This window comes from Streptomyces sp. NPDC047853 (assembly GCF_043204535.1).
Taxonomy (GTDB): Bacteria; Actinomycetota; Actinomycetes; order Streptomycetales; family Streptomycetaceae; genus Streptomyces.
On the sequence record NZ_JBIDCI010000007.1, the window covers coordinates 293,362 to 319,850 of the forward strand.

The 26,489-nt window shown below is 71.4% G+C and carries 22 protein-coding genes; 19 read left to right on the forward strand and 3 right to left on the reverse strand.

Annotated features, from left to right (window positions below):
• The first annotated feature begins 1 nt into the window (after window position 1).
• From secF to relA, 3 genes are all read left to right on the forward strand, one after another.
• Complete coding sequence (gene secF / locus ACGF5T_RS16580) at window positions 2-1,144, forward strand: protein translocase subunit SecF (protein WP_366769000.1); 1,143 nt, start codon at window positions 2-4, stop codon at window positions 1,142-1,144.
• Window positions 1,141-1,689, forward strand: coding sequence for an adenine phosphoribosyltransferase (locus ACGF5T_RS16585; RefSeq protein ID WP_366768999.1), 549 nt, complete (start codon window positions 1,141-1,143; stop codon window positions 1,687-1,689). The genes secF and ACGF5T_RS16585 overlap by 4 nt, the downstream gene beginning before the upstream one ends.
• A 173-nt stretch (window positions 1,690-1,862) precedes the next feature.
• Window positions 1,863-4,406: a GTP pyrophosphokinase gene (relA, locus tag ACGF5T_RS16590; protein ID WP_356605712.1), complete on the forward strand. Its 2,544-nt coding sequence runs from the start codon at window positions 1,863-1,865 to the stop codon at window positions 4,404-4,406.
• A gap of 67 nt (window positions 4,407-4,473) precedes the next feature.
• Here relA and ACGF5T_RS16595 read toward each other — a convergent pair whose 3' ends face one another.
• The gene (locus tag ACGF5T_RS16595; RefSeq protein WP_356605711.1) at window positions 4,474-5,703 is read right to left on the reverse strand and encodes a DUF349 domain-containing protein; all 1,230 of its coding nucleotides are present in this window, start codon (window positions 5,701-5,703) and stop codon (window positions 4,474-4,476) included.
• 135 nt (window positions 5,704-5,838) lie between these two features.
• The gene (locus ACGF5T_RS16600) at window positions 5,839-6,663 is read right to left on the reverse strand and encodes a peptidylprolyl isomerase (RefSeq protein ID WP_356605709.1); all 825 of its coding nucleotides are present in this window, start codon (window positions 6,661-6,663) and stop codon (window positions 5,839-5,841) included.
• A 183-nt stretch (window positions 6,664-6,846) separates the two neighbouring features.
• On the opposite strand from ACGF5T_RS16600, the gene ACGF5T_RS16605 reads away from it, so the two are divergent.
• The 5 genes from ACGF5T_RS16605 (at window position 6,847) to rpsD (ending at window position 12,028) form a co-directional block, all read left to right on the forward strand.
• On the forward strand, window positions 6,847-7,563 hold the full coding sequence (locus tag ACGF5T_RS16605) for an MBL fold metallo-hydrolase (protein WP_356605707.1): 717 nt from the start codon (window positions 6,847-6,849) through the stop codon (window positions 7,561-7,563).
• Between the two features lie 11 nt (window positions 7,564-7,574).
• Window positions 7,575-8,837, forward strand: coding sequence for a histidine--tRNA ligase (hisS, locus tag ACGF5T_RS16610; protein WP_356605705.1), 1,263 nt, complete (start codon window positions 7,575-7,577; stop codon window positions 8,835-8,837).
• 197 nt (window positions 8,838-9,034) lie between these two features.
• Window positions 9,035-9,697 carry a vitamin K epoxide reductase family protein gene (locus ACGF5T_RS16615; protein WP_356605703.1) on the forward strand — a complete coding sequence of 221 codons (663 nt, stop codon included), beginning with the start codon at window positions 9,035-9,037 and terminating at the stop codon, window positions 9,695-9,697.
• Window positions 9,698-9,762: 65 nt separating this feature from the next.
• Window positions 9,763-11,118 (forward strand): replication-associated recombination protein A, encoded by a 1,356-nt coding sequence (locus ACGF5T_RS16620; protein WP_356605701.1) that lies wholly within the window; start codon window positions 9,763-9,765, stop codon window positions 11,116-11,118.
• A 295-nt stretch (window positions 11,119-11,413) separates the two neighbouring features.
• On the forward strand, window positions 11,414-12,028 hold the full coding sequence (gene rpsD / locus ACGF5T_RS16625; protein ID WP_003977321.1) for a 30S ribosomal protein S4: 615 nt from the start codon (window positions 11,414-11,416) through the stop codon (window positions 12,026-12,028).
• 29 nt (window positions 12,029-12,057) lie between these two features.
• Here rpsD and ACGF5T_RS16630 read toward each other — a convergent pair whose 3' ends face one another.
• Entirely contained in the window at window positions 12,058-14,238 is a 2,181-nt protein-coding gene (locus tag ACGF5T_RS16630; RefSeq protein ID WP_366768998.1) for a regulator, read from the reverse strand.
• Window positions 14,239-14,411: 173 nt separating this feature from the next.
• On the opposite strand from ACGF5T_RS16630, the gene ACGF5T_RS16635 reads away from it, so the two are divergent.
• The 11 genes from ACGF5T_RS16635 (at window position 14,412) to ACGF5T_RS16685 (ending at window position 26,457) form a co-directional block, all read left to right on the forward strand.
• Window positions 14,412-14,852 (forward strand): DUF948 domain-containing protein, encoded by a 441-nt coding sequence (locus ACGF5T_RS16635; RefSeq protein WP_356605697.1) that lies wholly within the window; start codon window positions 14,412-14,414, stop codon window positions 14,850-14,852.
• Between the two features lie 7 nt (window positions 14,853-14,859).
• Window positions 14,860-15,231: a hypothetical protein gene (locus ACGF5T_RS16640; protein ID WP_366768997.1), complete on the forward strand. Its 372-nt coding sequence runs from the start codon at window positions 14,860-14,862 to the stop codon at window positions 15,229-15,231.
• Window positions 15,231-17,903: an alanine--tRNA ligase gene (gene alaS / locus ACGF5T_RS16645; protein WP_356605693.1), complete on the forward strand. Its 2,673-nt coding sequence runs from the start codon at window positions 15,231-15,233 to the stop codon at window positions 17,901-17,903. Before ACGF5T_RS16640 ends, alaS begins: the two co-directional genes overlap by 1 nt.
• Window positions 17,900-18,394, forward strand: a complete 495-nt coding sequence (gene ruvX, locus ACGF5T_RS16650) for a Holliday junction resolvase RuvX (RefSeq protein WP_356605691.1) — start codon at window positions 17,900-17,902, stop codon at window positions 18,392-18,394. Before alaS ends, ruvX begins: the two co-directional genes overlap by 4 nt.
• Before the next feature lie 130 nt (window positions 18,395-18,524).
• Complete coding sequence (mltG, locus tag ACGF5T_RS16655; RefSeq protein WP_366768996.1) at window positions 18,525-20,285, forward strand: endolytic transglycosylase MltG; 1,761 nt, start codon at window positions 18,525-18,527, stop codon at window positions 20,283-20,285.
• A complete protein-coding gene (locus tag ACGF5T_RS16660; RefSeq protein ID WP_366768995.1) occupies window positions 20,266-21,105 on the forward strand; it encodes a shikimate dehydrogenase in 840 nt (279 codons plus the stop codon). The genes mltG and ACGF5T_RS16660 overlap by 20 nt, the downstream gene beginning before the upstream one ends.
• A 205-nt stretch (window positions 21,106-21,310) precedes the next feature.
• Complete coding sequence (gene aroC, locus ACGF5T_RS16665; protein WP_356605685.1) at window positions 21,311-22,495, forward strand: chorismate synthase; 1,185 nt, start codon at window positions 21,311-21,313, stop codon at window positions 22,493-22,495.
• The gene (locus tag ACGF5T_RS16670) at window positions 22,492-23,007 is read left to right on the forward strand and encodes a shikimate kinase (RefSeq protein ID WP_356605683.1); all 516 of its coding nucleotides are present in this window, start codon (window positions 22,492-22,494) and stop codon (window positions 23,005-23,007) included. The genes aroC and ACGF5T_RS16670 overlap by 4 nt, the downstream gene beginning before the upstream one ends.
• Complete coding sequence (aroB, locus tag ACGF5T_RS16675; protein ID WP_356605681.1) at window positions 23,004-24,095, forward strand: 3-dehydroquinate synthase; 1,092 nt, start codon at window positions 23,004-23,006, stop codon at window positions 24,093-24,095. The genes ACGF5T_RS16670 and aroB overlap by 4 nt, the downstream gene beginning before the upstream one ends.
• 195 nt (window positions 24,096-24,290) lie before the next feature.
• Window positions 24,291-25,181, forward strand: coding sequence for a Pro-rich N-terminal domain-containing protein (locus ACGF5T_RS16680; protein ID WP_366768994.1), 891 nt, complete (start codon window positions 24,291-24,293; stop codon window positions 25,179-25,181).
• Window positions 25,182-25,350: 169 nt separating this feature from the next.
• A complete protein-coding gene (locus ACGF5T_RS16685) occupies window positions 25,351-26,457 on the forward strand; it encodes an aminopeptidase P family protein (protein WP_356605677.1) in 1,107 nt (368 codons plus the stop codon).
• Window positions 26,458-26,489 lie beyond the last annotated feature (32 nt).

Below are 26,489 nucleotides of genomic sequence, written 5' to 3' on the forward strand. Positions count from 1 at the left end.
GATGGGAAAGCTCGGCACCCTCGGCGCTCGACTGCACCATGGCGAAATCGGCTACGACTTCGTCAAGAACCGCAAGCTCTGGTACGGCATCTCGATCCTCATCACCATCACGGCCATCGTCGGCCTGGCGGTGCGCGGTCTGCACATGGGCATCGAGTTCCAGGGCGGCGCGGTCTTCACCACCCCGAAGAACATGAGCGCCTCGGTCTCGCAGACCGAGACGTGGGCGGAAGAAGCCTCCGGCCACGACGCGATCGTCCAGAAGCTCGGCGACGGCAGCCTCCGCATCCAGATCGCGGGCACCGACACCGAGGCGTCGGACCGGATCAAGGAAGAGCTCTCCAAGGACCTGGACGTCCCGGCGGAGCGGATCAACGCGGACCTGGTCGGCCCCAGCTGGGGTGACCAGATCGCGAACAAGGCATGGCAGGGCCTCGGGATCTTCATGGTCCTGGTGGTGATCTATCTGGCCATCGCCTTCGAGTGGCGAATGGCACTCGCCGCCTTCGTCGCGCTGATCCACGACATCACCATCACGGTCGGCATCTACGCGCTGGTGGGCTTCGAGGTCACACCGGGCACGGTGATCGGTCTGCTCACGATCCTCGGCTACTCGCTGTACGACACGGTCGTGGTCTTCGACAGTCTCAAGGAACAGACGAGAGACATCACCAAACAGACCCGCTGGACCTACGGCGAGATCGCCAACCGCTCGATCAACAGCACCCTGGTGCGGTCCATCAACACCACGGTGGTCGCGCTGCTGCCGGTGGGCGGCCTGCTGTTCATCGGCGGCGGTGTCCTCGGCGCCGGCATGCTCAACGACATCTCGCTGTCGCTGTTCGTGGGTCTCGCCGCGGGTGCCTACTCGTCGATCTTCATCGCCACGCCGCTCGTCGCCGACCTCAAGGAGGCCGAGCCGCAGATGAAGGCGCTCAAGAAGCGCGTCCTCGCCAAGCGCGCCCAGGCCGCGGCCGCGGGCGTGCCGGCCGAGAACGCCGTGGACGAGGAGCGCTACGCCGACGACGAGACCGACGAGGACCCCGAGGACACCGACGACGCCGCCCCCGCGGTCGTCGGCCCCCGCAACCAGCCCGCCTCCCGCAACAGGGGACGCGGCCGGCCCTCGGGGAAGCGCCGATGACCGGGACCACCGACATCACGGAGCTGCTGCTCAGCCGCATCCGTGACGTGGCCGACTACCCGGAGCCGGGTGTGATGTTCAAGGACATCACCCCGCTCCTGGCCGACCCGGTGGCCTTCGCCGCCCTGACCGACGCGCTCGCCGAGGTCGCCGGGCGCACCGGCGCCACCAAGGTCGTCGGCCTGGAGGCCCGCGGCTTCATCCTGGGGGCTCCGGTGGCCCTGCGGGCCGGGCTCGGCTTCATCCCCGTACGCAAGGCGGGCAAGCTCCCCGGAGCCACCCTCAGCCAGGCGTACGAGCTGGAGTACGGCTCGGCCGAGATCGAGGTGCACGCCGAGGACCTGAGCGCCGACGACCGGGTCCTGGTCATCGACGACGTCCTCGCCACCGGCGGCACCGCCGAGGCCTCGCTGGAGCTGATCCGCCGGGCGGGCGCGCGGGTCGCGGGACTCGCCGTCCTGATGGAGCTGGGCTTCCTCGGCGGGCGGGCCCGGCTGGAGCCGGCCCTGGTCGGGGCGCCGCTGGAGGCGCTGCTCACGGTCTGACCGCTCGCACCGCTCGCCCGAGGCGGGCCCCGGAGGAATCCGGGGCCCGCCTCGTACGTTGGCGGTCCTGACGGCCCTCACAGTGGCCTGAAGGCGATCCTGGCGTGCAGGATCGCTACCATGGGGACTCCGGAGCCTGACCGGGGGACCCGGATCGCGCACGAGGAGTCCTCTTGCCAGACGAGGCCCAGCCACTGACCGCCGCCAAGCCCGAGTCCGCCTCGGCGCCCGCGGCGAAGCCCGTACCGAGCGCGCCGCAGGCGAAGAACGACACGCACGGGCCGATCCAGCACGCCCCGGCGGCGCCCGTGGACAAGCCGGCCGACCAGCAGCCGCGTCCCAAGCCGATCCCGCCCGATCGCGGCCGGAACGCGCCCGTGGTCCGCGCGCCCGCCGGCCAGCCCGCCCGCTCCGGCTCCTCCAACCGCGTCCGAGCCCGCCTCGCCCGTCTCGGCGTGCAGCGCGCCAACCCGTACAACCCGGTCCTGGAGCCCCTGCTGCGGATAGTGCGCGGCAACGACCCCAAGATCGAGACGGCGACCCTGCGCCAGATCGAGCGCGCCTACCAGGTCGCCGAACGCTGGCACCGCGGCCAGAAGCGCAAGAGCGGCGACCCGTACATCACGCACCCGCTCGCCGTCACCACCATCCTCGCCGAGCTGGGCATGGACCCGGCCACGCTCATGGCGGGCCTGCTGCACGACACCGTCGAGGACACCGAGTACGGCCTGGAGGACCTGCGCCGCGACTTCGGCGACGTGGTCACCCTCCTCGTCGACGGCGTCACCAAGCTCGACAAGGTCAAGTTCGGCGAGGCGGCGCAGGCCGAGACCGTGCGCAAGATGGTCGTCGCGATGGCGAAGGACCCGCGCGTCCTCGTCATCAAGCTGGCCGACCGCCTGCACAACATGCGCACCATGCGCTACCTCAAGCGCGAGAAGCAGGAGAAGAAGGCGCGCGAGACCCTGGAGATCTACGCGCCGCTCGCCCACCGGCTGGGCATGAACACCATCAAGTGGGAGCTGGAGGACCTCGCCTTCGCGATCCTCTACCCCAAGATGTACGACGAGATCGTCCGCCTGGTCGCCGAGCGCGCCCCCAAGCGCGACGAGTACCTCGCCATCGTCACCGACGAGGTGCAGCAGGACCTGCGCGCGGCCCGGATCAAGGCGACCGTCACCGGACGCCCCAAGCACTACTACAGCGTCTACCAGAAGATGATCGTCCGCGGCCGTGACTTCGCGGAGATCTACGACCTGGTCGGCATCCGCGTCCTGGTGGACACGGTCCGCGACTGCTACGCGGCGCTGGGCACGGTCCACGCCCGCTGGAACCCGGTTCCGGGGCGGTTCAAGGACTACATCGCGATGCCCAAGTTCAACATGTACCAGTCGCTGCACACGACGGTCATCGGGCCCAACGGCAAGCCGGTCGAGCTGCAGATCCGCACCTTCGACATGCACCGCCGCGCCGAGTACGGCATCGCCGCGCACTGGAAGTACAAGCAGGAGGCCGTCGCCGGCGCCTCCAAGGTCCGCTCCGACGCGCCCAAGTCGTCCGGCAAGGGCAAGGACGACCACCTCAACGACATGGCGTGGCTGCGCCAGCTGCTGGACTGGCAGAAGGAGACCGAGGACCCCGGCGAGTTCCTGGAGTCCCTGCGCTTCGACCTCTCGCGCAACGAGGTCTTCGTCTTCACCCCCAAGGGCGACGTCATAGCGCTCCCGGCGAGCGCCACCCCCGTGGACTTCGCGTACGCCGTCCACACCGAGGTCGGACACCGCACCATAGGAGCACGCGTCAACGGCCGCCTCGTCCCGCTGGAGTCCACCCTGGACAACGGGGACCTGGTGGAGGTCTTCACGTCCAAGGCGGCCGGCGCGGGCCCGTCCCGCGACTGGCTCGGCTTCGTGAAGTCGCCGCGCGCCCGCAACAAGATCCGCGCCTGGTTCTCCAAGGAGCGCCGCGACGAGGCGATCGAGCAGGGCAAGGACGCCATCGTCCGCGCCATGCGCAAGCAGAACCTGCCGATCCAGCGCATCCTGACCGGCGACTCCCTGGTCACCCTCGCCCACGAGATGCGCTACTCGGACATCTCCGCGCTGTACGCGGCGATCGGCGAGGGCCACGTCTCCGCGCAGAACATCGTGCAGAAGCTCGTCCACGCGCTCGGCGGCGAGGAGGCGGCCACCGAGGAGATCGACGAGTCGGTGCCGCCGGCCCGCGGTCGCGGCCGCAAACGCCGCACGAGCGCCGACCCGGGTGTCGTGGTCAAGGGCGTCGACGACGTGTGGATCAAGCTCGCCCGGTGCTGCACGCCCGTGCCCGGCGACCCGATCATCGGTTTCGTCACCCGCGGCAGCGGTGTCTCCGTCCACCGCAGCGACTGCGTGAACGTGGACTCGCTCTCCCGCGAGCCCGAGCGCATCCTCGACGTCGAGTGGGCCCCCAGCCAGTCCTCCGTCTTCCTGGTCGCCATCCAGGTCGAGGCCCTGGACCGCTCCCGGCTCCTCTCGGACGTCACCCGGGTGCTGTCCGACCAGCACGTCAACATCCTCTCCGCGGCCGTCCAGACCTCCCGCGACCGCGTCGCCACCTCCCGCTTCACCTTCGAGATGGGCGACCCCAAGCACCTGGGGCACGTCCTGAAGGCCGTACGCGGCGTGGAGGGCGTCTACGACGTCTACCGCGTGACATCGGCGCGCAGGCCCTCGTAGAAGCGGCCGCGCAGACGAAAGGGGCTCCGGTACGCGACGCGTACCGGAGCCCCTTTCGTCGTGCGGGTCAGCCGCCGAACTCGTGCAGCCCCTTCAGCGCCTGGTCCAGCAGCGCCTGTCGGCCCTCCAGCTCACGCTGGAGCTTGTCGGCCCTGGCGTTGTTGCCCTGGGCGCGTGCCTGCTCGATCTGGGAACGCAGCTTGTCCACGGCCGACTGGAGCTGACCGGTCAGACCCTCGGCACGCGCGCGTGCCTCCGGGTTCGTCCGGCGCCACTCGCTCTCCTCGGCCTCCTGGAGCGCCCGCTCGACCGCGTGCATCCGGCCCTCGACCTTCGGCCGGGCGTCGCGCGGTACGTGGCCGATGGCCTCCCAGCGCTCGTTGACCGAACGGAACGCGGCGCGGGCCGCCTTCAGGTCGGTCACCGGCAGGAGCTTCTCGGCCTCCTCGGCCAGCTCCTCCTTGAGCTTGAGGTTCTCCGTCTGCTCGGCGTCGCGCTCCGCGAAGACCGAGCTGCGGGCGGCGAAGAAGACGTCCTGGGCACCGCGGAAGCGGTTCCACAGGTCGTCCTCGTGCTCGCGCTGGGCGCGACCCGCGGCCTTCCACTCGGACATCAGGTCGCGGTACCGCGCGGCCGTCGGCCCCCACTCCGTCGAGTTCGACAGCGCCTCGGCCTCGGCGACCAGCCGCTCCTTGGTCTGCCGGGCGTCCTCGCGCTGCGCGTCCAACTGCGCGAAGTGCTGCTTGCGGCGCTTGGAGAACGCCGACCGGGCGTGCGAGAAGCGGTGCCACAGCTCGTCGTCGGACTTGCGGTCCAGCCGCGGCAGCCCCTTCCAGGTGTCGACCAGCGAGCGCAGCCGCTCACCGGCCGCCCGCCACTGGTCGGACCCGGCCAGCTCCTCGGCCTCGGCGACCAGTGCCTCCTTGGCGCCGCGCGCCTCGTCGGACTGCTTCGCCCGCTGGACCTTCCGCTCCTCGCGGCGCTTGTCGACCAGCTCCACGAGTTTGTCCAGCCGGGCCCGCAGGGCGTCCAGGTCACCGACCGCGTGATGCGCGTCGACCTGCTCACGCAGGTGGTCGATGGCCGTCTGGGCGTCCTTCGCCGACAGGTCGGTGGTCTTCACGCGCTTCTCGAGGAGGCCGATCTCGACAACCAGGCCTTCGTACTTGCGCTCGAAATAGGCCAGCGCCTCCTCGGGGGAGCCTGCCTGCCAGGAACCGACGACCTGCTCGCCGTCGGCCGTACGCACGTACACGGTCCCCGTCTCGTCGACGCGGCCCCACGGGTCGCTGCTCACAGCGCCTCCTCCACATGATGCCTGCGGAGGGCTTCGCTACCCCCGGGCATCGTCCACAGTTTCGTCACGGCCAACATAGGCGACCGGCGGGTGGCCTGTCCGCATCCCGCGCGACCGAACTTCCGCTGATGAGGGTCAGGATTTGGCGACGGTCGCCTTGTCGATCACGACCGTCGCGTTGGGCGCTCCGTCGCCCGCTCCCGTGCTCTCACCGGCGGCGGCGATCTTCTTCAGCACCTTCATGCCGTCGTCCGAGATGGTGCCGAACGGCGTGTAGCTTGGGGGCAGCGGGCTGTCCTGGTACACGAGGAAGAACTGGCTGCCACCGGAGCCCGGCTGGCCGGTGTTCGCCATCGCCACCGTGCCCGCCGGGTACGTGTTCTTCTTGAGGCTCTTGTCCTTCAGATTCTCGTCCGGGATGGTGTAGCCGGGGCCGCCGTTGCCCTGTCCCGTCGGGTCGCCGCACTGGAGCACGAAGATCCCGTTGGTGGTGAGCCGGTGGCACGGCGTGTGGTCGAAGAAGCCCTTGCCGGCCAGGAAGCTGAACGAGTTGACGGTGTGCGGGGCCGCCGACGCCTTCAGGGCGATGTCTATGTCGCCGCAGGTCGTGGCCAGTTTCATCGCGTACTTCGCCGACTTGTCGACGGTCATCGCAGGTTCCTTCTTCCAGGTCTGCGTCTTGACCTTGCCCGCGGCCGGCTTCTCGCACGGGTCCGGAGCCTTGCTGCTCGCCGAGGCACTCGGGGTGACCTCCGCGTTCGCGTTCGACTTCGTGTCGTCGTCGCCCAGGACCACCCCGGTCGTGTACAGCGCGACACTGCCGATCAGAATCACGCCGAGCACCGACGCGATAGCGGCGTTGCGCATGCGCGCCTTGCGTCGAGCGGAGGTACGTCGCTGCTGCTGCCGCAAGAACTTCTCCCGGGCGAGCTGACGCCGCCGCTGCTCCTGGGTGACCACCGGGTTCTCTCCTCATGCGTCTTCGAGTGCCGACCGGTACGCGTGCGTGCGATGAGCCGACCGTGGGCGTGTAGCCCCGTACCGTATATGGGTTCGCTGAGGAAACGGCACCGCCGGTAGGCTCTGACCATGGGCGCGGCCCGTTCGCAAGCCCACCCGTACCGCCACAAACGAAGGACGATCGTGCTCATTGCCGGGTTCCCCGCCGGGGCCTGGGGGACGAACTGCTATCTCGTCGCCCCCGCCGCCGGTGAGGAGTGCGTGATCATCGACCCGGGCCACCAGGCCGCACAGGGGGTCGAGGAAGCACTCGCCAAGCATCGGCTCAAGCCCGTCGCCGTCGTCCTCACCCACGGCCACATCGACCACGTCGCCTCGGTCGTCCCGGTCTGCGGCGCGCACGACGTGCCGGCCTGGATCCACCCCGAGGACCGCTTCATGATGAGCGACCCCGAAAAGGGGATCGGCCGGTCCATCGGCATGCCGCTCATGGGTGAACTGACCGTCGGAGAGCCGGACGACGTCAAGGAGCTGACCGACGGCACCAGGCTGGAGCTGGCCGGCATGGAGCTGACGGTCGCGCACGCCCCCGGCCATACCAAGGGGTCGGTGACCTTCGGCCTGCCCGAGGCGGCGGACATCCCGCCGATCATGTTCTCGGGCGACCTGCTGTTCGCCGGCTCCATCGGACGCACCGACTTCCCCGGTGGCTCCATGGACGACATGCTCGAGTCCCTGGCACGCGTGTGCCTGCCGCTCGACGACTCGACCGTGGTGCTCTCCGGGCACGGCCCCCAGACGACCATCGGCCAGGAGCGCGCCACCAACCCGTACTTGCGGGAAGTGGCCGCCGGCCGCCAAGGGAACAGAGCCCCCGGGGCTCCCCGACGAGGAATGTGACGAGACCCTCCGTGAGCACCTTCAAGGCCCCCAAGGGCACGTACGACCTGTTGCCGCCCGACTCCGCCAAGTTCCTGGCGGTCCGCGAGGCGATCGCGGCCCCGCTGCGCAACTCCGGCTACGGCTACATCGAGACGCCCGGTTTCGAGAACGTCGAACTCTTCGCGCGCGGTGTGGGTGAGTCCACCGACATCGTCACCAAGGAGATGTACGTCTTCGAGACCAAGGGCGGCGACCGTCTGGCGCTGCGCCCGGAGACGACGGCCCCCGTGCTGCGCGCGGTCCTGGAGGCCAACCTGCACAAGGCGGGCAACCTGCCGGTGAAGGTCTGGTACTCGGGCTCGCAGTACCGCTACGAGCGCCCCCAGAAGGGCCGTTACCGCCACTTCTCCCAGGTCGGCGCCGAAGCCATCGGGGCCGAGGACCCGGCCCTCGACGCCGAACTGATCATCCTGGCCGACCAGTCGTACCGGGCGCTGGGCCTGCAGGACTTCCGCATCCTGCTCAACTCCCTGGGCGACAAGGAGTGCCGCCCGGTCTACCGCGCAGCGCTCCAGGACTTCCTGCGCGGCCTCGACCTGGACGAGGAGACGCTGCGCCGCGCCGACATCAACCCGCTGCGCGTCCTGGACGACAAGCGTCCCGAGGTGCAGAAGCAGCTCACCGGCGCACCGCTGCTGCGCGACTACCTGTGCGACGCCTGCAAGGCGTACCACGAGGAGGTGCGCGAGCTGATCACGGCGGCCGGCGTGGTCTTCGAGGACGACCCCAAGCTGGTGCGCGGCCTGGACTACTACACGCGCACGACCTTCGAGTTCGTCCACGACGGACTGGGCTCCCAGTCCGCGGTGGGCGGCGGCGGCCGCTACGACGGACTGTCCGAGATGATCGGCGGCCCGGCCCTCCCGTCCGTGGGCTGGGCCCTGGGCGTCGACCGCACCGTCCTCGCCCTGGAGGCCGAGGGCATCGAGCTGGACATCCCGTCGGTCACCTCCGTCTACGCCGTCCCGCTCGGCGAGGAGGCCCGCCGGGTCCTCTTCTCGAAGGTCACCGAACTGCGCAAGAACGGCGTGGCCGCCGACTTCTCCTACGGCGGCAAGGGCCTCAAGGCCGCGATGAAGGCGGCGCACCGCTCGGGCGCCCGCTACGCCCTGGTCCTCGGCGAGCGCGACCTCGCCGAGGGCGTCGTCCAGCTCAAGGACATGGAGTCCGGCGAGCAGACCGCGATCGGTGTCAACGAGATCGTCGCGGAGCTGGAGTCCCGGCTCGGCTGAGGGCCCGCGGCTCTGCCGCCCCCGGGGCACGCGCATTCGTCCGCGTGTGCCCCCGGGGAACGGGAATCGGCCGGAACGCAACTCTCCGGGGCGATCGCCGGTGCGTTCTTATGTTCATCGAACGGTGGCCATACAGGGTCGTACGGCACAATGGCCCTGCCCGAAGCAGGTCCGACTCAAGTGACGGAATCGGCGTGATGAGCAAGACGACAGTGAAGGACGTCTCCACCGTGGCGGAGTCCGCGCCGGAACCCACCGCCGGAGCCTCGCGGGCCGAGGGCGGCAGCCGCGCCCTGGCCCTGCTGCTGGTGATCACCGGCGCGGCCGGAGTGCTCGCCGCCTGGGTCATCACGCTGGACAAGTTCAAGCTGCTCGAGGCGAAGGTCGCGGGCACCACCTTCACGCCCGGGTGCAGCCTCAATCCCGTCGTCTCCTGCGGCAGCGTCATGGAGAGCGACCAGGCCGCCGTCTTCGGGTTCCCCAACCCCGTGCTCGGCCTGGTGACCTACGGCATCGTCGTCTGCGTCGGCATGAGCCTGCTCGCCGGGGCGCGCTTCCCGCGCTGGTACTGGCTGACCTTCAACGCGGGCACCCTCTTCGGCGTCGGATTCTGCACCTGGCTGCAGTTCCAGTCCCTGTACCGGATCAACGCGCTGTGCCTGTGGTGCTGCCTGGCCTGGGTCGCCACGATCATCATGTTCTGGTACGTGACGTCCTTCAACGTCCGCAAGGGCTTCCTGCCGGCGCCGACCTGGCTCAAGGGCTTCTTCGGCGAGTTCACCTGGGTCCTGCCGGTGCTGCACATCGGCATCGTCGGCATGATGATCCTGACCCGCTGGTGGGACTTCTGGACCAGCTGACGGGCCGGCCGTCGGCCTTCGACGGCGCCCGTCGCGTTGTCGGTGCGGTGAACTAGGGTTCAAGCGTGGAGCCCGACCTGTTCACCGCCGCAGCCGAAGAACGCCAGGAGAAGGACCCGACCGGCAGTCCCCTCGCCGTGCGGATGCGCCCGCGCACCCTCGACGAGGTCGTGGGCCAGCAGCACCTGCTCAAGCCCGGTTCGCCCCTGCGCCGCCTGGTCGGCGAGGGCGCGTCCGGTCCCGCCGGGCCGTCCTCGGTCATCCTGTGGGGCCCGCCGGGCACCGGCAAGACCACCCTGGCGTACGTCGTCTCCAAGGCCACCAACAAGCGCTTCGTGGAGCTGTCGGCGATCACCGCGGGCGTCAAGGAGGTCCGCGCGGTCATCGACGGCGCCCGCCGCGCGGTCGGCGGGTACGGCAAGGAGACCGTCCTCTTCCTCGACGAGATCCACCGCTTCAGCAAGGCCCAGCAGGACTCCCTGCTCCCGGCCGTCGAGAACCGCTGGGTCACCCTGATCGCCGCCACCACGGAGAACCCGTACTTCTCGGTGATCTCCCCCCTGCTCTCCCGCTCCCTCCTCCTCACCCTCGAACCCCTCACCGACGACGACGTCCGCGGCCTGCTCCGCCGGGCCCTGACCGACGAGCGCGGCCTGAAGGACACCGTGGGCCTGCCCGGGGACACCGAGGAGCACCTGCTGCGCATCGCCGGCGGCGACGCCCGCCGCGCCCTGACCGCGCTGGAGGCCGCCGCCGGGGCCGCGCTGGACAAGGGCGAGACGGAGATCGCCCTCACCACGCTGGAGGAGACGGTCGACCGGGCCGCGGTGAAGTACGACCGCGACGGCGACCAGCACTACGACGTGGCCAGCGCCCTGATCAAGTCCATCCGCGGCTCCGACGTGGACGCCGCCCTGCACTACCTGGCCCGCATGATCGAGGCCGGCGAGGACCCCCGGTTCATCGCCCGCCGTCTGATGATCTCCGCCAGCGAGGACATCGGCCTCGCCGATCCGAACGCGCTGCCGATCGCCGTCGCCGCCGCCCAGGCCGTCGCGATGATCGGCTTCCCGGAGGCCGCGCTCACCCTGAGCCACGCGACCATCGCCCTCGCGCTCGCCCCCAAGTCCAACGCGGCGACCACCGCCATCGGCGCCGCCCTGGAGGACGTACGCAAGGGGTTCGCCGGTCCCGTGCCGTCGCACCTGCGGGACAGCCACTACAAGGGAGCGGGCAAGCTCGGTCACGGACAGGGCTACGTGTACCCGCACGACCTCCCGGAGGGCATCGCCGCCCAGCAGTACGCCCCGGACGAGCTGAAGGACCGCACCTACTACGAGCCCACCCGGCACGGCGCCGAGGCCCGGTACGCGGACGCCGTCGAGTGGACCCGCGGACACCTCGGTCGCAAGCGGAGCTGAGCAACCTGTAGACTCGCCCGGAGTGCCGAGTCCCGTGCAGTCAGAACGGGACAACCGGCCGGAGCCCTCAGCGGGTTCCAGGAGCGTCGCGCACCGTCGATAGGTGTCGCGGGCAGCCCACCACCACCCGGAGTTCCGGGAGCGGTCGGTGGGCCACTCGCGTGCTGCACGTATGTGCCCAGACCAGGGGAGCGGCTGCCCGACAGGTCCCACGCGGACCCGGCGGGTTTCCCCGGCTGCGGATTGCGACCTCCCTCAACCCTGACAAGCCGGAAATCCAGGAAAGAGACACACAGTGGCGAACCAGCCCCGCCCCAAGGTCAAGAAGTCGCGTGCCCTCGGCATCGCGCTGACCCCGAAGGCCGTCAAGTACTTCGAGGCCCGCCCCTACCCGCCGGGCGAGCACGGCCGCGGCCGCAAGCAGAACTCGGACTACAAGGTCCGTCTGCTCGAGAAGCAGCGTCTGCGCGCGCAGTACGACCTCAGCGAGCGTCAGCTCGTCCGCGCCTACGAGCGCGCCTCCAAGACCAACATGAAGACCGGCGAGGCCCTGGTCATCGAGCTCGAGCGCCGCCTCGACGCGCTGGTCCTGCGTTCGGGCATCGCCCGCACGATCTACCAGGCCCGCCAGATGGTCGTCCACGGCCACATCCAGGTCAACGGCCAGAAGGTCGACAAGCCGTCCTTCCGTGTCCGCCCGGACGACGTCGTGCAGGTGCGCGAGCGCTCCAAGGAGAAGACGCTCTTCACCATCGCCCGTGAGGGTGGCTTCGCCCCCGACGGCGAGACCCCGCGCTACCTCCAGGTGAACCTCAAGGCCCTGGCGTTCCGCCTGGACCGCGAGCCGAACCGCAAGGAGATCCCGGTGATCTGCGACGAGCAGCTCGTCGTCGAGTACTACGCCCGCTGATCCCAGCCCCGGCGCAGTACCAGCGGTACTCAGCCCGTCGTCTCCTCGCCCTTCCGGGTGGGTGAGGCGGCGGGCTTCGCCGTACGCGTGCCCGCCTTGGCGCGCCGCCCCGCGCCGCGCGGCACCGGCAGCGGGGCCCCGGGCCGCCGCAGCGCCCGCGACACCGCCTCCCGACGGCCGAGCCGCGCCCCGTGCCGTACGCACTCCTCGTACCGCTCGTCGCCCAGCTGCTCCCGCGCCGCCGCCTCGCACAGCTCGTGGGGCGCGTTGTAGTGCGCCGAGCCGAACAGCGGCAGCCCCACCGACGGCCACATCCGCCCGGCCGCGCCCTGGAGCACCGCGGCCTCCGCCGGATCGCCCTGCGCCACCGTGACCAGGGCCAGCAGTTCCACCGCGAGCACCGAGCCCAGCTGGTCGCGGAAGCGGTGGGCGCCGCTCAGGCAGTCGGTGAGCAGCTCGCGGGCTCGTTCCGGCCGGCTCTCGCTCCAGGCGGCGTAGGCCAGGACGTACAGGGCGTAGCCCCGGGCCCAGCGCTCCCCGTGGTCCTCGCACACCTGGCGCACGTCCTCGCACAGACGCACGGCGTCCGCCAGATCGCCCTGGAAGGCCCGCGTCATGGCCAGCTCCACCTGGCCCATCAGTACGTTGCTGTTCAGCTCCCCGATCTCCCGATAGCGGTCGAGCGCGGAGCGCAGCAGCGTTTCCGCACGCTGCATGTCGTCCGTGACCAGGGCCAGGCAGCCGGTGCGGTGCTCCGCGTAGGCCACCGCCGTCGGGTTCGCCGACCGCTCGGCCTCCTCCCGGCACTCCTGCAGCGCCGCCAGCGCGGGCACCGTGTCGCCCTGCAGGATCGCCACGTAGCCGAGCACCCACAGCGCCTTCAGCCGGGACTGCTCGCCCGCCGTGCCCTCCGCGTCCAGCCGCACCGCCTGCTCCAGCCAGCGCCGCCCCTCCGACAGCCGTCCGCAGCCCACCCAGTGGAACCAGAGGGCGCCCGCCAGGTACTGGCCCAGGTGCGCCTCGTCCGGCTCGGTCAGGCAGTGCTCCAGCGCGTTGCGCAGGTTGGGCAGCTCCGCGTCCACCCGCACGGCGATCTCCCGCTGGCGTGGCGAGAACCACTCCAGCTCGCACCAGGTCGCCAGGCCCACGTACCAGTCCCGGTGCCGCCTGCGCAGCCGCGCCGCGTCACCCGTCGCCTCCAGCCAGTCGGCGCCGTACGCCCGCACCGTGTCGAGCATCCGGTAGCGCACCCCGGCCGGAGTCTCCTCACGGGTCAGCACGGACTGGGCGAGCAGTGCGGAGAGCACGTCCAGGACGTCGTCGGCGGCCAGGCCCTCCCCGCTGCACACGTATTCGGCCGCCTCCAGGTCGAACGGCCCGGCGAACACCGACAGCCGCGCCCACAGCAGCCGCTCCTGCGGCGTGCACAGCTCGTGGCTCCAGCCGATCGCCGTGCGCAGCGTCCGGTGCCGGGGGAGAGCGGTACGGTCGCCGCCGGTCAGCAGGCGGAACCGGTCGTCCAGCCGGCGCAGCACCTGGCCGGGCGACAACGCGTCCAGCCGCCCGGCCGCCAGCTCGATGGCCAGCGGAATCCCGTCCAGGCGCCGGCACAGCTCGCGTACCTCCTCGTCGCCCTCCACCGACGCGGCGTCGTGCCCGCCCGGCAGGTGCCGCTGCCCGGCCCGCACCGTCAGCAGCTCCACCGCCTCATGCGGCCGCAGCGGCGCCAGCGGTATCAGCCGCTCCCCGGGCACCCCCAGCGGTCTGCGGCCCACCGCCAGCACGCGGAGGGCCGGCGCGCGGCCCAGCAGTTCCGCCGTGAGCGCGGCGCAGGCGTCCACCAGGTGCTCGACCCCGTCCAGGACCAGCAGCAGCTCCCGCTCGGCGAGGTGGGCGATCAGCGTCTCGCGCGGCAGCCGGGTCGTGTGGTCGGTGAGCCCCAGCGCCTCCACGACGGCGTAGTCGACGAACTCCTCGTCGCGCACCGGCGCCAGATCCACCCGCCACACCCCGTCCCGGGGCGCGCACCGCGAGGCCGCCCTCGCCGCCAGGCGCGACTTCCCGACCCCGCCGGTCCCGGTCACGGTCACCAGTCGACCGGAGTCCAGCGCACCGGCCAGTGCGGCGAGTTCCGCCGCTCTCCCCACGAAGGCGTCGAGTTCCAGCGGCAGGTTGCCGTGCGGGATGCCGTCGCGTCGATGGTCTCGCATGGAACACAGAGCGTACTGAACCGTATTCACTCCGTACAATCGGTTCACGCGCCTCCGCCGTACGCCCCCGGCCGCGGGCGGTAATCCGGTACGGAGCTTCGCGCCCGGCGCGATAGGCTCGGTGCACGACTTTTCCCGATGTTCAGGCACGACTTCCAGGGAGCGGGTGCACAGTGTCCGGTGGCGAGGTGGCCGGAATCCTGGTGGCCGTCTTCTGGGCGATCCTGGTCTCCTTCCTCGCCGTGGCACTGGCGAGACTGGCCCAGACGCTCAGGGCGACCACCAAGCTGGTGGCGGACGTCACCGACCAGGCCGTCCCCCTGCTGGCCGACGCCTCGTCGGCGGTGCGTTCCGCGCAGACCCAGATCGACCGGGTCGACGCGATCGCCACGGACGTCCAGGAGGTCACGTCGAACGCCTCCGCGCTCTCCACCACCGTGGCCTCCACCTTCGGCGGGCCGTTGGTCAAGGTCGCCGCGTTCGGTTACGGCGTTCGCCGGGCACTCGGCGGTCGCAAGGAGGGCCCCGCGGGCCCGGCCAAGGAGCCGCGGCGCACCGTGATCGTCGGCCGTACGATCCCGGCCGCGCGGCGGACGAAGCGGAAGAAGGACTGATCCAGCGATGTTCCGCCGTACCTTCTGGTTCGGCTCCGGTGTCGCCGCCGGAGTCTGGGCCACCACCAAGGTCAACCGGAAGCTCAAGCAGCTGACCCCCGAGAGCCTCGCCGCGACCGCGGCGAACAAGGCACTCGACGCGGGCACCCGGCTGAGGGACCGCGCGGTGGGCTTCGCACTCGACGTCCGGGAGAACATGGCCCAGCGGGAGGCCGAACTGGACGACGCGCTCGGGCTGAACGCCCCCGTCGACGGTGAACTCCCCGCGTCCCGGCGCCGCGCCGCCATCGAGAACCGCACCATCGAGAACCGCAACAACCCCAAGTCCGTCGTCGACGTCAGGACGACGGACTCGTACAACCGGAATGAGGACCACTGATGGAGTCGGCCGAGATTCGTCGCCGCTGGTTGAGCTTCTTCGAGGAGCGCGGTCACACCGTCGTCCCTTCGGCGTCGCTCATCGCGGACGACCCGACTCTGCTCCTGGTCCCGGCCGGCATGGTGCCCTTCAAGCCCTACTTCCTCGGTGAGGTCAAGCCGCCCTTCGCCCGCGCCACCAGCGTGCAGAAGTGCGTGCGCACCCCCGACATCGAAGAGGTCGGCAAGACCACGCGCCACGGCACGTTCTTCCAGATGTGCGGCAACTTCTCCTTCGGCGACTACTTCAAGGAAGGCGCCATCAAGTACGCCTGGGAGCTGCTCACCAGCGCCCAGGACAAGGGCGGTTACGGCCTCGACCCCGAGCGCCTGTGGATCACCGTCTACCAGGACGACGACGAGGCCGAGCGCATCTGGCACGACGTCGTCGGTGTCCCGTCCGAGCGCATCCAGCGCCTCGGCAAGAAGGACAACTACTGGTCCATGGGCGTCCCCGGCCCCTGCGGTCCCTGCTCCGAGATCAACTACGACCGCGGCCCCGACTTCGGCGTCGAGGGCGGCCCCGCCGTCAACGACGAGCGCTACGTGGAGATCTGGAACCTCGTCTTCATGCAGTACGAGCGGGGCGAGGGCATCGGCAAGGAGGACTTCGAGATCCTCGGGGACCTGCCGAGCCAGAACATCGACACGGGCCTCGGCCTGGAGCGGCTCGCCATGATTCTGCAGGGCGTGCAGAACATGTACGAGATCGACACCTCGATGGCCGTCATCAGGAAGGCCACCGACCTCACCGGCGTGGCCTACGGCGACGCCCACGCCTCGGACGTCTCCCTGCGCGTGGTCACCGACCACATGCGCACCTCCGTGATGCTCATCGGCGACGGCGTCACCCCCGGCAACGAGGGCCGCGGCTACGTGCTGCGTCGCATCATGCGCCGCGCCATCCGCAACATGCGCCTGCTCGGCGCCACCGGTCCGGTCGTCAAGGACCTGATCGACGTCGTGATCGAGATGATGGGGCAGCAGTACCCCGAGCTGATCACCGACCGCGAGCGGATCGAGAAGGTCGCCCTCGCCGAGGAGAACGCCTTCCTGAAGACGCTGAAGGCCGGCACCAACATCCTCGACACCGCGGTCAGCGACACCAAGGCCGCCGGTGGCAGCGTCCTCGCCGGGGACAAGGCCTTCCTGCTCCACGACACCTGGGGCTTCCCGATCGACCTCACCCTGGAGATGGCCGCCGAACAGGGCCTCTCCGTGGACGAGGACGGGTTCCGCCGTCTGATGAAGGAGCAGCGCGAGCGCGCCAAGGCCGACGCCCAGGCCAAGAAGACCGGCCACGCCGGCGTCGGTGCCTACCGCGAGATCGCCGACCAGGCCGGTGCCACCGACTTCATCGGCTACACCGACACCGAGAGCGAGTCGACGATCGTCGGCATCCTCGTCGACGGTGCCTCCTCCCCGGCGGCCACCGAGGGCGACGAGGTGGAGATCGTCCTCGACCGCACCCCGTTCTACGCCGAGGGCGGCGGCCAGATCGGCGACACCGGGCGGATCAAGGTCGACACCGGTGCCGTCATCGAGGTCCGCGACTGCCAGAAGCCGGTCCCGGGCGTCTACGTCCACAAGGGCGTCGTCCAGGTCGGCGAGATCACCGTCGGCGCCAAGGCCCACGCCTCCATCGACGGCCGCCGCCGCACGGCCATCGCCCGTGCCCACTCGGCCACCCACCTCACCCACCAGGCCCTGCGCGACGCGCTCGGCCCGACGGCCGCCCAGGCCGGTTCCGAGAACCAGCCCGGCCGCTTCCGCTTCGACTTCGGTTCGCCCTCCGCCGTGCCCACGGCCGTGATGACCGACGTCGAGCAGAAGATCAACGAGGTGCTCGCCCGCGACCTCGACGTCCAGGCCGAGGTCATGGGCATCGACGAGGCCAAGAAGCAGGGCGCCATCGCCGAGTTCGGCGAGAAGTACGGCGAGCGCGTGCGCGTCGTGACCATCGGCGACTTCTCCAAGGAGCTGTGCGGCGGCACCCACGTGCACAACACCGCCCAGCTCGGCCTGGTGAAGCTGCTCGGCGAGTCCTCCATCGGCTCCGGCGTGCGCCGCATCGAGGCCCTGGTCGGCGTGGACGCCTACAACTTCCTCGCCCGTGAGCACACCGTCGTCGCCCAGCTCCAGGAGCTGATCAAGGGGCGCCCGGAGGAGCTGCCGGAGAAGGTCTCCGCCATGCTCGGCAAGCTGAAGGACGCCGAGAAGGAGATCGAGAAGTTCCGCGCGGAGAAGGTCCTCCAGGCCGCCGCCGGTCTCGCCGAGTCCGCCAAGGACGTCCGCGGGATCGCCCTGGTCACCGGTCAGGTGCCGGACGGCACCACCGCCGACGACCTGCGCAAGCTGGTCCTCGACGTGCGCGGCCGCATCCAGGGCGGCCGGGCCGCGGTCGTGGCCCTGTTCACGACGGTCAACGGCAAGCCGCTGACGGTCATCGCCACCAACGAGGCCGCCCGTGAGCGCGGTCTCAAGGCCGGCGACCTGGTCCGCACCGCCGCCAAGACGCTCGGCGGCGGCGGTGGCGGCAAGCCGGACGTCGCCCAGGGCGGCGGCCAGAACCCGGCCGCCATCGGTGACGCCGTCGACGCCGTCGAGCGTCTCGTGGCGGACACCGCCAAGTGAGCGCCGACCAGCAGGACGCCCCGGCGCTGCGCCGGGGCCGCCGCCTCGCCGTCGACGTGGGCGACGCCCGGATCGGGGTCGCCTCGTGCGACCCCGACGGGATCCTCGCCACCCCGGTGGAGACCGTCCCCGGCCGCGACGTCCCGGCGGCGCACCGCCGCCTCAGGCAGCTGGTCGAGGAGTACGAGGCGATCGAGGTCGTCGTCGGGCTCCCTCGCTCCCTCAAGGGGGGCGAGGGCCCGGCCGCGGTCAAGGTCAGAGGCTTCGCCCAGGAGCTGGCCCGCGGCATCGCACCCGTCCCGGTGCGTCTCGTCGACGAGCGGATGACGACGGTGACGGCCGGTCAGGGACTGCGTGCCTCGGGGGTGAAGTCCAAGAAGGGCCGGTCCGTCATCGACCAGGCCGCCGCTGTGATCATCCTCCAGCAGGCACTGGAATCCGAACGGGTGTCAGGCAGAGCGCCCGGCGAGGGCGTCGAAGTGGTCATCTGATCGCGATACGGTAACGTTCCGCGCGATGCGGAGGCATTCGAACAGCCACCGCACAGCAAGAGGCGGAACGGAAGCCGGCCCTCCCTGTCAGGCCGGGCACGCCCCGTCGCCTCGCGGCTCTAGGGGATCGATGACTGAGTATGGCCGGGGCCCAGGCTCCGAACCGTGGCATCCGGAGGACCCGTTGTACGGGGACGGCGGATGGGGCGGACAGCAGGCCCACACGGGTCAGCAGTCCCCCTACGGCGGCCAGCCACAGCAGTATCCGGAGCAGCAGCAGTCGCAGCAGCAGTACGGCGACTGGGGTGACGGCGGTCAGTCCGCCTATGGTCAGCAGCCGCAGTACGACCCGTACGGGCAGCAGCATCCCGAGCCGCAGTACGACCAGTACGGCCGGCCGCAGTACGACCAGCAGTACGCGTCCCAGCAGCACCAGCACCAGCACCAGCACCAGCACCAGCATGAGCCGCAGCACCAGCACCAGCAGCAGGGCTACGGCGAGGGTGGCTGGGACACCGGCGCGCATCCCCCCGCGCAGTACCCCGCCGACCCGTCGGACCCCTACGGTCCGCAGCCGGCCGCCTTCGACGCGGAGCAGCCCGACTTCTACGGCACCCCGGAGGCGTACCCGCCCCCCGAGCCGCCCGGCCGTCGGCGCGCCGATCCCGAGCCGCGGCAGGACGACTGGGACCCGGGCCCCGACCAGGGGGAGCACGCCTTCTTCGCGGGCGGGGCCGCGGACGGGGAGGACGACGACGCGGGCGGTCGCGGGCGCGGTGACCGCCGGGGCGGACGGGGCGGCAAGCCCAAGAAGGGACGCAACGGAGTCGCGTGCCTCGTGGTCTGCCTGGTTCTCGGCGGCGGCGTGGCGGGAGTCGGATATTTCGGCTTCCAGTTCTACCAGGATCGTTTCGGCGCGGCTCCGGACTACGCGGGCGAGGGCAACGGCGAGCAGGTGACCGTCACCATCCCCAAGGGAGCCGGCGGCTCGACGATCGGCCAGGAGCTCAAGCGCGCGGGCGTGGTGAAGAGCGTCGACGCCTTCATCGCCGCCCAGCAGAGCAACCCCCGCGGCAAGAGCATCCAGGACGGCGCCTACACGCTGCAGAAGGAGATGTCGGCCGAGAGCGCGGTCGAACTCCTGCTCAGCCCCAAGAGCCGCAGCAACCTGATCATCGCCGAGGGCAAACGCAACGTCGACGTCTACAAGATGATCGACAAGCAGCTCGGAGTGGCCCAGGGCACCACGGCCAAGGTGGCCAAGACGGAGTGGAAGAGCCTCGGTCTGCCCGACTGGGCGCTCAACCACGAGAACGTCAAGGACCCGCTCGAAGGCTTCCTCTACCCGTCGAGCTACTCGGCGGCCAAGGGCCAGAAGCCGGCGGAGGTGCTGAAGCAGATGGTGGCGCGGGCCGACGAGCAGTACGAGCGGATCGGCCTGGCGGAGAAGGCCGAGGGCCTCGGACTCGACGGACCGTGGCAGCTGCTCACGGTCGCCAGCCTGGTGCAGGCGGAGGGCAAGACGCACGACGACTTCCGGATGATGTCCGAAGTGATCTACAACCGGCTCAAGCCCACCAACACCGAGACCAACCAGAAGCTCCAGTTCGACTCGTCCTTCAACTACCTGATGGGTCAGAGCAAGATCCACATCAGCGAGTCCGAGATCAACAGCAACATGGACCCGTACAACACCTACACCAACCGGGGCCTGCCGCCCGGACCCATCGGCAACCCCGGCGAAGAGGCCCTGCAAGCGGCGCTGAACCCCACGAAGGACGGCTGGATCTACTTCGTGGCCACCGACGGCGTGAGCAAGACCGAGTTCGCCAAGACCCACGACGAGTTCCTGAAGCTGAAGGAAAAGTTCGATGCCAGCTCGGGCAACTGAGCCCCGTCGGGCAGCTGTGCTCGGCTCCCCGATCGCCCACTCCCTCTCCCCGGTACTGCACCGCGCCGCCTACGCGGAGCTGGGCCTCGAAGGCTGGACGTACGACCGCTTCGAGGTCGACGAGGCGGCGCTGCCGGGCTTCCTCGAGGGGCTCGGCCCCGAATGGGCGGGGCTGTCGCTCACCATGCCGCTGAAGCGGGCGGTGATCCCGCTGCTCGACGGGATCAGTGACACGGCGGCCTCCGTGGACGCGGTGAACACCGTGGTCCTCACCCGGGACGGCCGCAGGACCGGCGACAACACCGACATCCCCGGCATGGTCGCCGCCCTGCGCGAGCACGGCATCGAGAAGACCGAGACCGCCGCCATCCTCGGCGCCGGTGCCACCGCCTCCTCCGCCCTGGCCGCGCTCGCCCGGATCTGCACCGGCGAGATCGCCGTCTACGTGCGGAGCGAGGCCCGCGCCGCCGAGATGCGGGGCTGGGCCGAGCGGCTGGACGTCGGCGTGCGCATCGCCGACTGGGCGGACGCCGAGGAGGCGCTGCGCGCCCCGCTGGTCCTCTCCACCACCCCGGCCGGTACCACCGACGCGCTCGCCGCCGCCGTACCCGAGATGCCCGCGACCCTCTTCGACGTGCTCTACGACCCGTGGCCGACCGCGCTCGCCGCCCGCTGGTCGGCACACGGCGGTGCCGTCGTCAGCGGCCTCGACCTGCTGCTGCACCAGGCGGTGCTCCAGGTGGAGCAGATGACCGGCAGCCCGTCGGTACCGCTCGCGGCGATGCGGTCCGCCGGGGAGCGCGCCCTCGCCGGCGGCTGACAGCGGAGCATCCCCGCGCCCGCCGGAGGCGGTCCCCGGCGCCCCCCGCACCCTGTCCGGCCAGCGGACCGATTCCGGCCCGTACCTCCGGACGTGGGAGGATCGTCGGTGGCGGGCCGGGGCCGCGCACCCGGTCGGGCCGTTGCCGCACGCGGAGCAGACGCGTGCGCAGGGCATACCGGGGCGCGAGCACTGAGGAGCATCGTTGAGCAGGTTGCGCTGGCTGACCGCGGGGGAGTCCCACGGTCCCGCACTCGTCGCGACGCTGGAGGGACTGCCCGCCGGCGTGCCGATCACCACGGACATGGTGGCGGACCATCTGGCGAGGCGGCGGCTCGGCTATGGACGCGGTGCCCGGATGAAGTTCGAGCGGGACGAGGTCACCTTCCTCGGCGGCGTCCGGCACGGCCTCACCCTCGGTTCCCCGGTCGCGGTCATGGTGGGCAACACCGAATGGCCGAAGTGGGAGCAGGTCATGGCCGCCGACCCGGTGGACCCCGAGGTGCTGGCCGGCCTCGCCCGCAACGCCCCGCTGACGCGCCCCCGCCCCGGCCACGCCGATCTCGCGGGCATGCAGAAGTACGGCTTCGACGAGGCCCGGCCGATCCTGGAACGCGCCTCCGCGCGGGAGACGGCCGCCCGGGTGGCCCTCGGCGCCGTGGCGCGGTCGTACCTGAAGGAGACGGCGGGCATCGAGATCGTCAGCCACGTCGTGGAACTGGCGGCGGCCAAGGCCCCGTACGGCGTGTACCCGACCCCGGCCGACGTGGAGAAGCTGGACGCCGACCCGGTGCGCTGCCTCGACGCGGACGCCTCGAAGGCGATGGTCGCGGAGATCGACCAGGCCCACAAGGACGGCGACACCCTCGGTGGCGTGGTCGAGGTCCTGGCGTACGACGTCCCGGTCGGGCTCGGCTCGCACGTGCACTGGGACCGCCGGCTGGACGCCCGGCTGGCCGCCGCCCTCATGGGCATCCAGGCCATCAAGGGCGTCGAGGTCGGCGACGGCTTCGGGCTGGCCCGGGTGCCGGGCTCGAAGGCGCACGACGAGATCCTGACCGGCCCCGACGGCATCAAGCGCGCCACCGGCCGCTCCGGCGGCACCGAGGGCGGTCTGACCACCGGCGAGCTGCTGCGCGTCAAGGCGGCGATGAAGCCGATCGCGACGGTGCCGCGCGCCCTGCAGACCGTGGACGTCGCCACCGGCGAGGCCGCGCAGGCCCACCACCAGCGCTCCGACGTGTGCGCGGTGCCCGCCGCCGGCATCGTCGCCGAGGCGATGGTCGCCCTGGTCCTGGCGGACGCGGTCGCCGAGAAGTTCGGCGGCGACAGCGTGCCGGAGACGCGCCGCAACGTGCGCTCCTACCTCGACAACCTGGCCATCCGATGAGCACGCCGCTGATCGTGCTGGTCGGACCGATGGGCGTCGGCAAGTCCACGGTCGGGCAGCTGCTGGCCGAGCGCCTCGGCACCGGCTACCGGGACACGGACGAGGACATCGTCTCCGCGCAGGGGCGGACCATCGCCGAGATCTTCGTGGACGAGGGCGAGGACGCCTTCCGCTCCCTGGAGAAGGAGGCCGTACGGACCGCGCTCGCCGAACACGACGGGGTCCTCGCCCTCGGCGGCGGCGCCGTCCTGGACGCGGACACCCGGGCCCTGCTCGCCGGCCGACGGGTCGTCTACCTCTCCATGGACGTCGAGGAGGCCGTCAGGCGCACGGGCCTGAACGCCGCCCGCCCCCTGCTCGCGGTCAACCCGCGCAAGCAGTGGCGCGAGCTGATGGAGGCCCGCCGTCACCTGTACGAGGAGCTCGCCACGGTCGTCGTGGCCACGGACGGCCGCACCCCCGAAGAAGTCACCCGAGCCGCCCTGGACGCACTGGAGTTGAAGGAAGCATGAGCGAGGCAGTCACCCGGATCCAGGTCGGCGGCACCGAGGGGTCCGACCCCTACGAGGTCCTGGTGGGGCGGCAGCTCCTGGGCGAGCTCGGCGGCCTGATCGGCACCAAGGCCAAGCGGGTCGCGGTGATCCACCCCGAGGCGCTCGCCGAGACCGGCGACGCGCTGCGCGCCGACCTCGCCGAGCAGGGCTACGAGGCCGTCGCCATCCAGGTGCCCAACGCCGAGGAGGCGAAGACCGCCGAGGTCGCCGCCTACTGCTGGAAGGCGCTCGGCCAGTCCGGTTTCACCCGCACCGACGTCGTCGTCGGTGTCGGCGGCGGCGCCAGCACCGACCTGGCGGGCTTCGTGGCCGCGACCTGGCTGCGCGGTGTCCGCTGGATCGCCGTACCGACCACCGTGCTGGCCATGGTGGACGCGGCCGTCGGCGGCAAGACCGGCATCAACACCGCCGAGGGCAAGAACCTCGTCGGCTCCTTCCACCCGCCCGCCGGTGTCCTGTGCGACCTGGCCGCGCTGGACTCCCTCCCGGTCAACGACTACGTCTCCGGCCTCGCCGAGGTCATCAAGGCCGGCTTCATCGCCGACCCGGCGATCCTCGACCTGATCGAGTCCGACCCGCAGGCCGCCCGCACCCCGGCCGGACCGCACACGGCCGAGCTGATCGTGCGCTCGATCAAGGTGAAGGCGGAGGTGGTCTCCTCCGACCTCAAGGAGGCCGGCCGCCGCGAGATCCTCAACTACGGCCACACGCTCGGCCACGCCATCGAGAAGAACGAGCGCTACAAGTGGCGCCACGGTGCCGCGGTCTCCGTCGGCATGCACTTCGCCGCGGAACTGGGCCGCCTCGCGGGCCGGCTGGACGACGCCACCGCCGACCGCCACCGCACCATCCTGGAAGCGGTCGGGCTGCCGCTGCACTACCGCTACGACCAGTGGCCCAAGCTCGTCGAGAACATGAAGATCGACAAGAAGTCCCGCGGGGACCTGCTGCGCTTCATCGTCCTGGACGGCCTGGGCAAGCCCACCGTGCTGGAGGGACCCGACCCGGCCGTCCTCCTCGCGGCCTACGGCGAGGTGGGCGAGTAGTACCCCGGCGCACCTTCCGTCCGATTCGCCTCGCGCGACGGGCACTTCGTGCCGCCCCCGGCCGTTCACCAAACGACGGCCGGGGGCGGTACCGTTCGGTCGGTCGTCCTCCCACGCCCTCTAGGCTGTGGGGGAAAGCGGGGGACCCCTCCTGCTGTCAGCGCCCATCGCCTGTACGAGACGGAGTGGCACCGGATGCAGCACGCAGTGGGTTCTCCGCTGCCGCCGCCCCATCAGCCGGGGCACGGACCGGCCGTCGGCTGGTCCCCGGCCGCGCACCACCCGGGCCCGCAGCAGGGCCCCGCCCCCGTGCCGCCGCCCGCGGCGCCGGGCTACCCGATGCAGGCCCCGCCCCCCGTGGCGCCCCACCAGGCCCCGCCCCCCGTGGCGCCCCACCAGGCCGCGGCCCCGGGACCGCACCGGGCGGCGCCCGTCCCGCCCCCGCCGGACACCACCGGTCACGTACCGCTGCCGCCCGGCGGGCCCGTCGCCGTGCCCCCGGCCACGGCCGCCGCCCCCGACCCGACGACGACCACCCTCGCGGTGCTCCTCATCGGCCCCGCGGGCGCCGGCAAGACCAGCGTCGCCAAGTACTGGGCCGACCACCGCCGGGTCCCCACCGCGCACATCAGCCTCGACGACGTCCGCGAGTGGGTCCGCTCCGGCTTCGCCGACCCCCAGACCGGGTGGAACGAGAACTCCGAGGCCCAGTACCGCCTCGCCCGCCGCACCTGCGGCTTCTCCGCGCGCAACTTCCTCGCCAACGGCATCTCCTGCATCCTCGACGACGCCGTCTTCCCGGACCGCCCGGTCGTCGGGCTCGGCGGCTGGAAGCGGCACGTGGGCCCCGGCCTGCTCCCGGTCGTCCTCCTGCCGGGCCTGGACGTCGTCCTGGAGCGCAACGCCGAACGCAGCGGCAACCGCCGCCTCACCGACGAGGAGGTGGCCCGCATCCACGGCCGGATGGCCGGCTGGTACGGATCGGGCCTGCCGATCATCGACAACTCGCAGCTCGGCGTACCGGAAACGGCCCGGGTCCTGGACGAGGTCCTCGCCCGTTCCATAGCGAGCCCCCCGAACTGGTAGCGAGAGGGACCGGGGGCGCCCGAAGGGGCGCGGGGGACTGCGCGACCAGCCCTCACCGGCGGCCTGACGGCGCACGACCTCCAGCGGCTCCCGCGGACCGACCACCCGCGCTTCCCCACTCGGCCTCTCCCGAGCGGCGCCTTGCGGGCGGAGCTCTTACGCTCGGCTCATGTCAGAGGTGTACGCGGCCCGCCGGACGCGCCTACGAGAACGCTGCAACGCGGGCGGCAGCGCGGCGGCGCTCGTCTCCCGGCCCGCCAACGTGCGCTATCTCGCGGGCGCCGCCCCGCACGGCGCCGTGCTGCTGCTGGGCAAGACCGAGGACCTGCTGGTCTGCTCCGGCCCGCTCGACGACCGGCCCACCGAGGGCCGGCCCGACGACTCCCTCCCGGTGCGCGCCCTGCCCGGCCCCGGCGGCGACCCGGCCGTCTCGGCCGCCGGCCTCGCCGCGGCCCAGGGCGCGGAGTCCCTCGCCACCGAGGACCACCACCTCACCGTCGTCCGGCACCGCGCCATGGGCTCGGTCGCACCCCGGCTGCGCCTGACCGACCTCGGTCAGGCGGTCGAGCAGCTCAGGGTCGTCAAGGACGAGGAGGAGATCTCCTGTCTGCGCATCGGCGCCGAGATCGCCGACCAGGCCCTCGGTGAACTGCTGGAGTCCATCCTGGTCGGCCGCACCGAGCGGCACCTCGCCCTGGAACTGGAGCGCCGGCTCGTCGACCACGGGGCCGACGGCCCCGCGTTCCCCACCTCCGTCGGCACCGGCCCGAACTCCGGGCGCCGCGGCCACCGGCCCACCGACCGGCGGGTGGAGGAGGGCGACTTCCTCTCCGTCTGCCTGGGCGCGACCTATCGCGGGTACCGCTGCGAGATCGGCCGTACGTTCGTCATCGGCACCTCGCCGGCCGACTGGCAGATCGAGCTGTACGACCTGGTCTTCTCCGCCCAGCGGGCCGGCCGGGAGGCCCTCGCACCGGGCGCCGCCTGCCGTGACGTGGACCGCGCGGCCCGCCAGGCACTGGACTCGGCCGGGTACGCGGAGAACCTTCCGAACCTCACCGGTCACGGCGTCGGACTCGAAATCGACGAGGACCCGCAGTTGGCCCCCGCGGCCATGGGTAAACTGGACGCTTGTGTGCCGGTCACCGTCGAACCGGGGGTCCACCTCCCGGGCCGGGGCGGGGTCCGGATCGATGACACGCTCGTCGTGCGCCCCGAGGCGGACGGCGGACCCGAGCTACTCACCATCACGACCAAGGAGCTGCTCGCGCTCTAGCCTTCACGCTGTGCGCAGGCCGGCACCGGGGT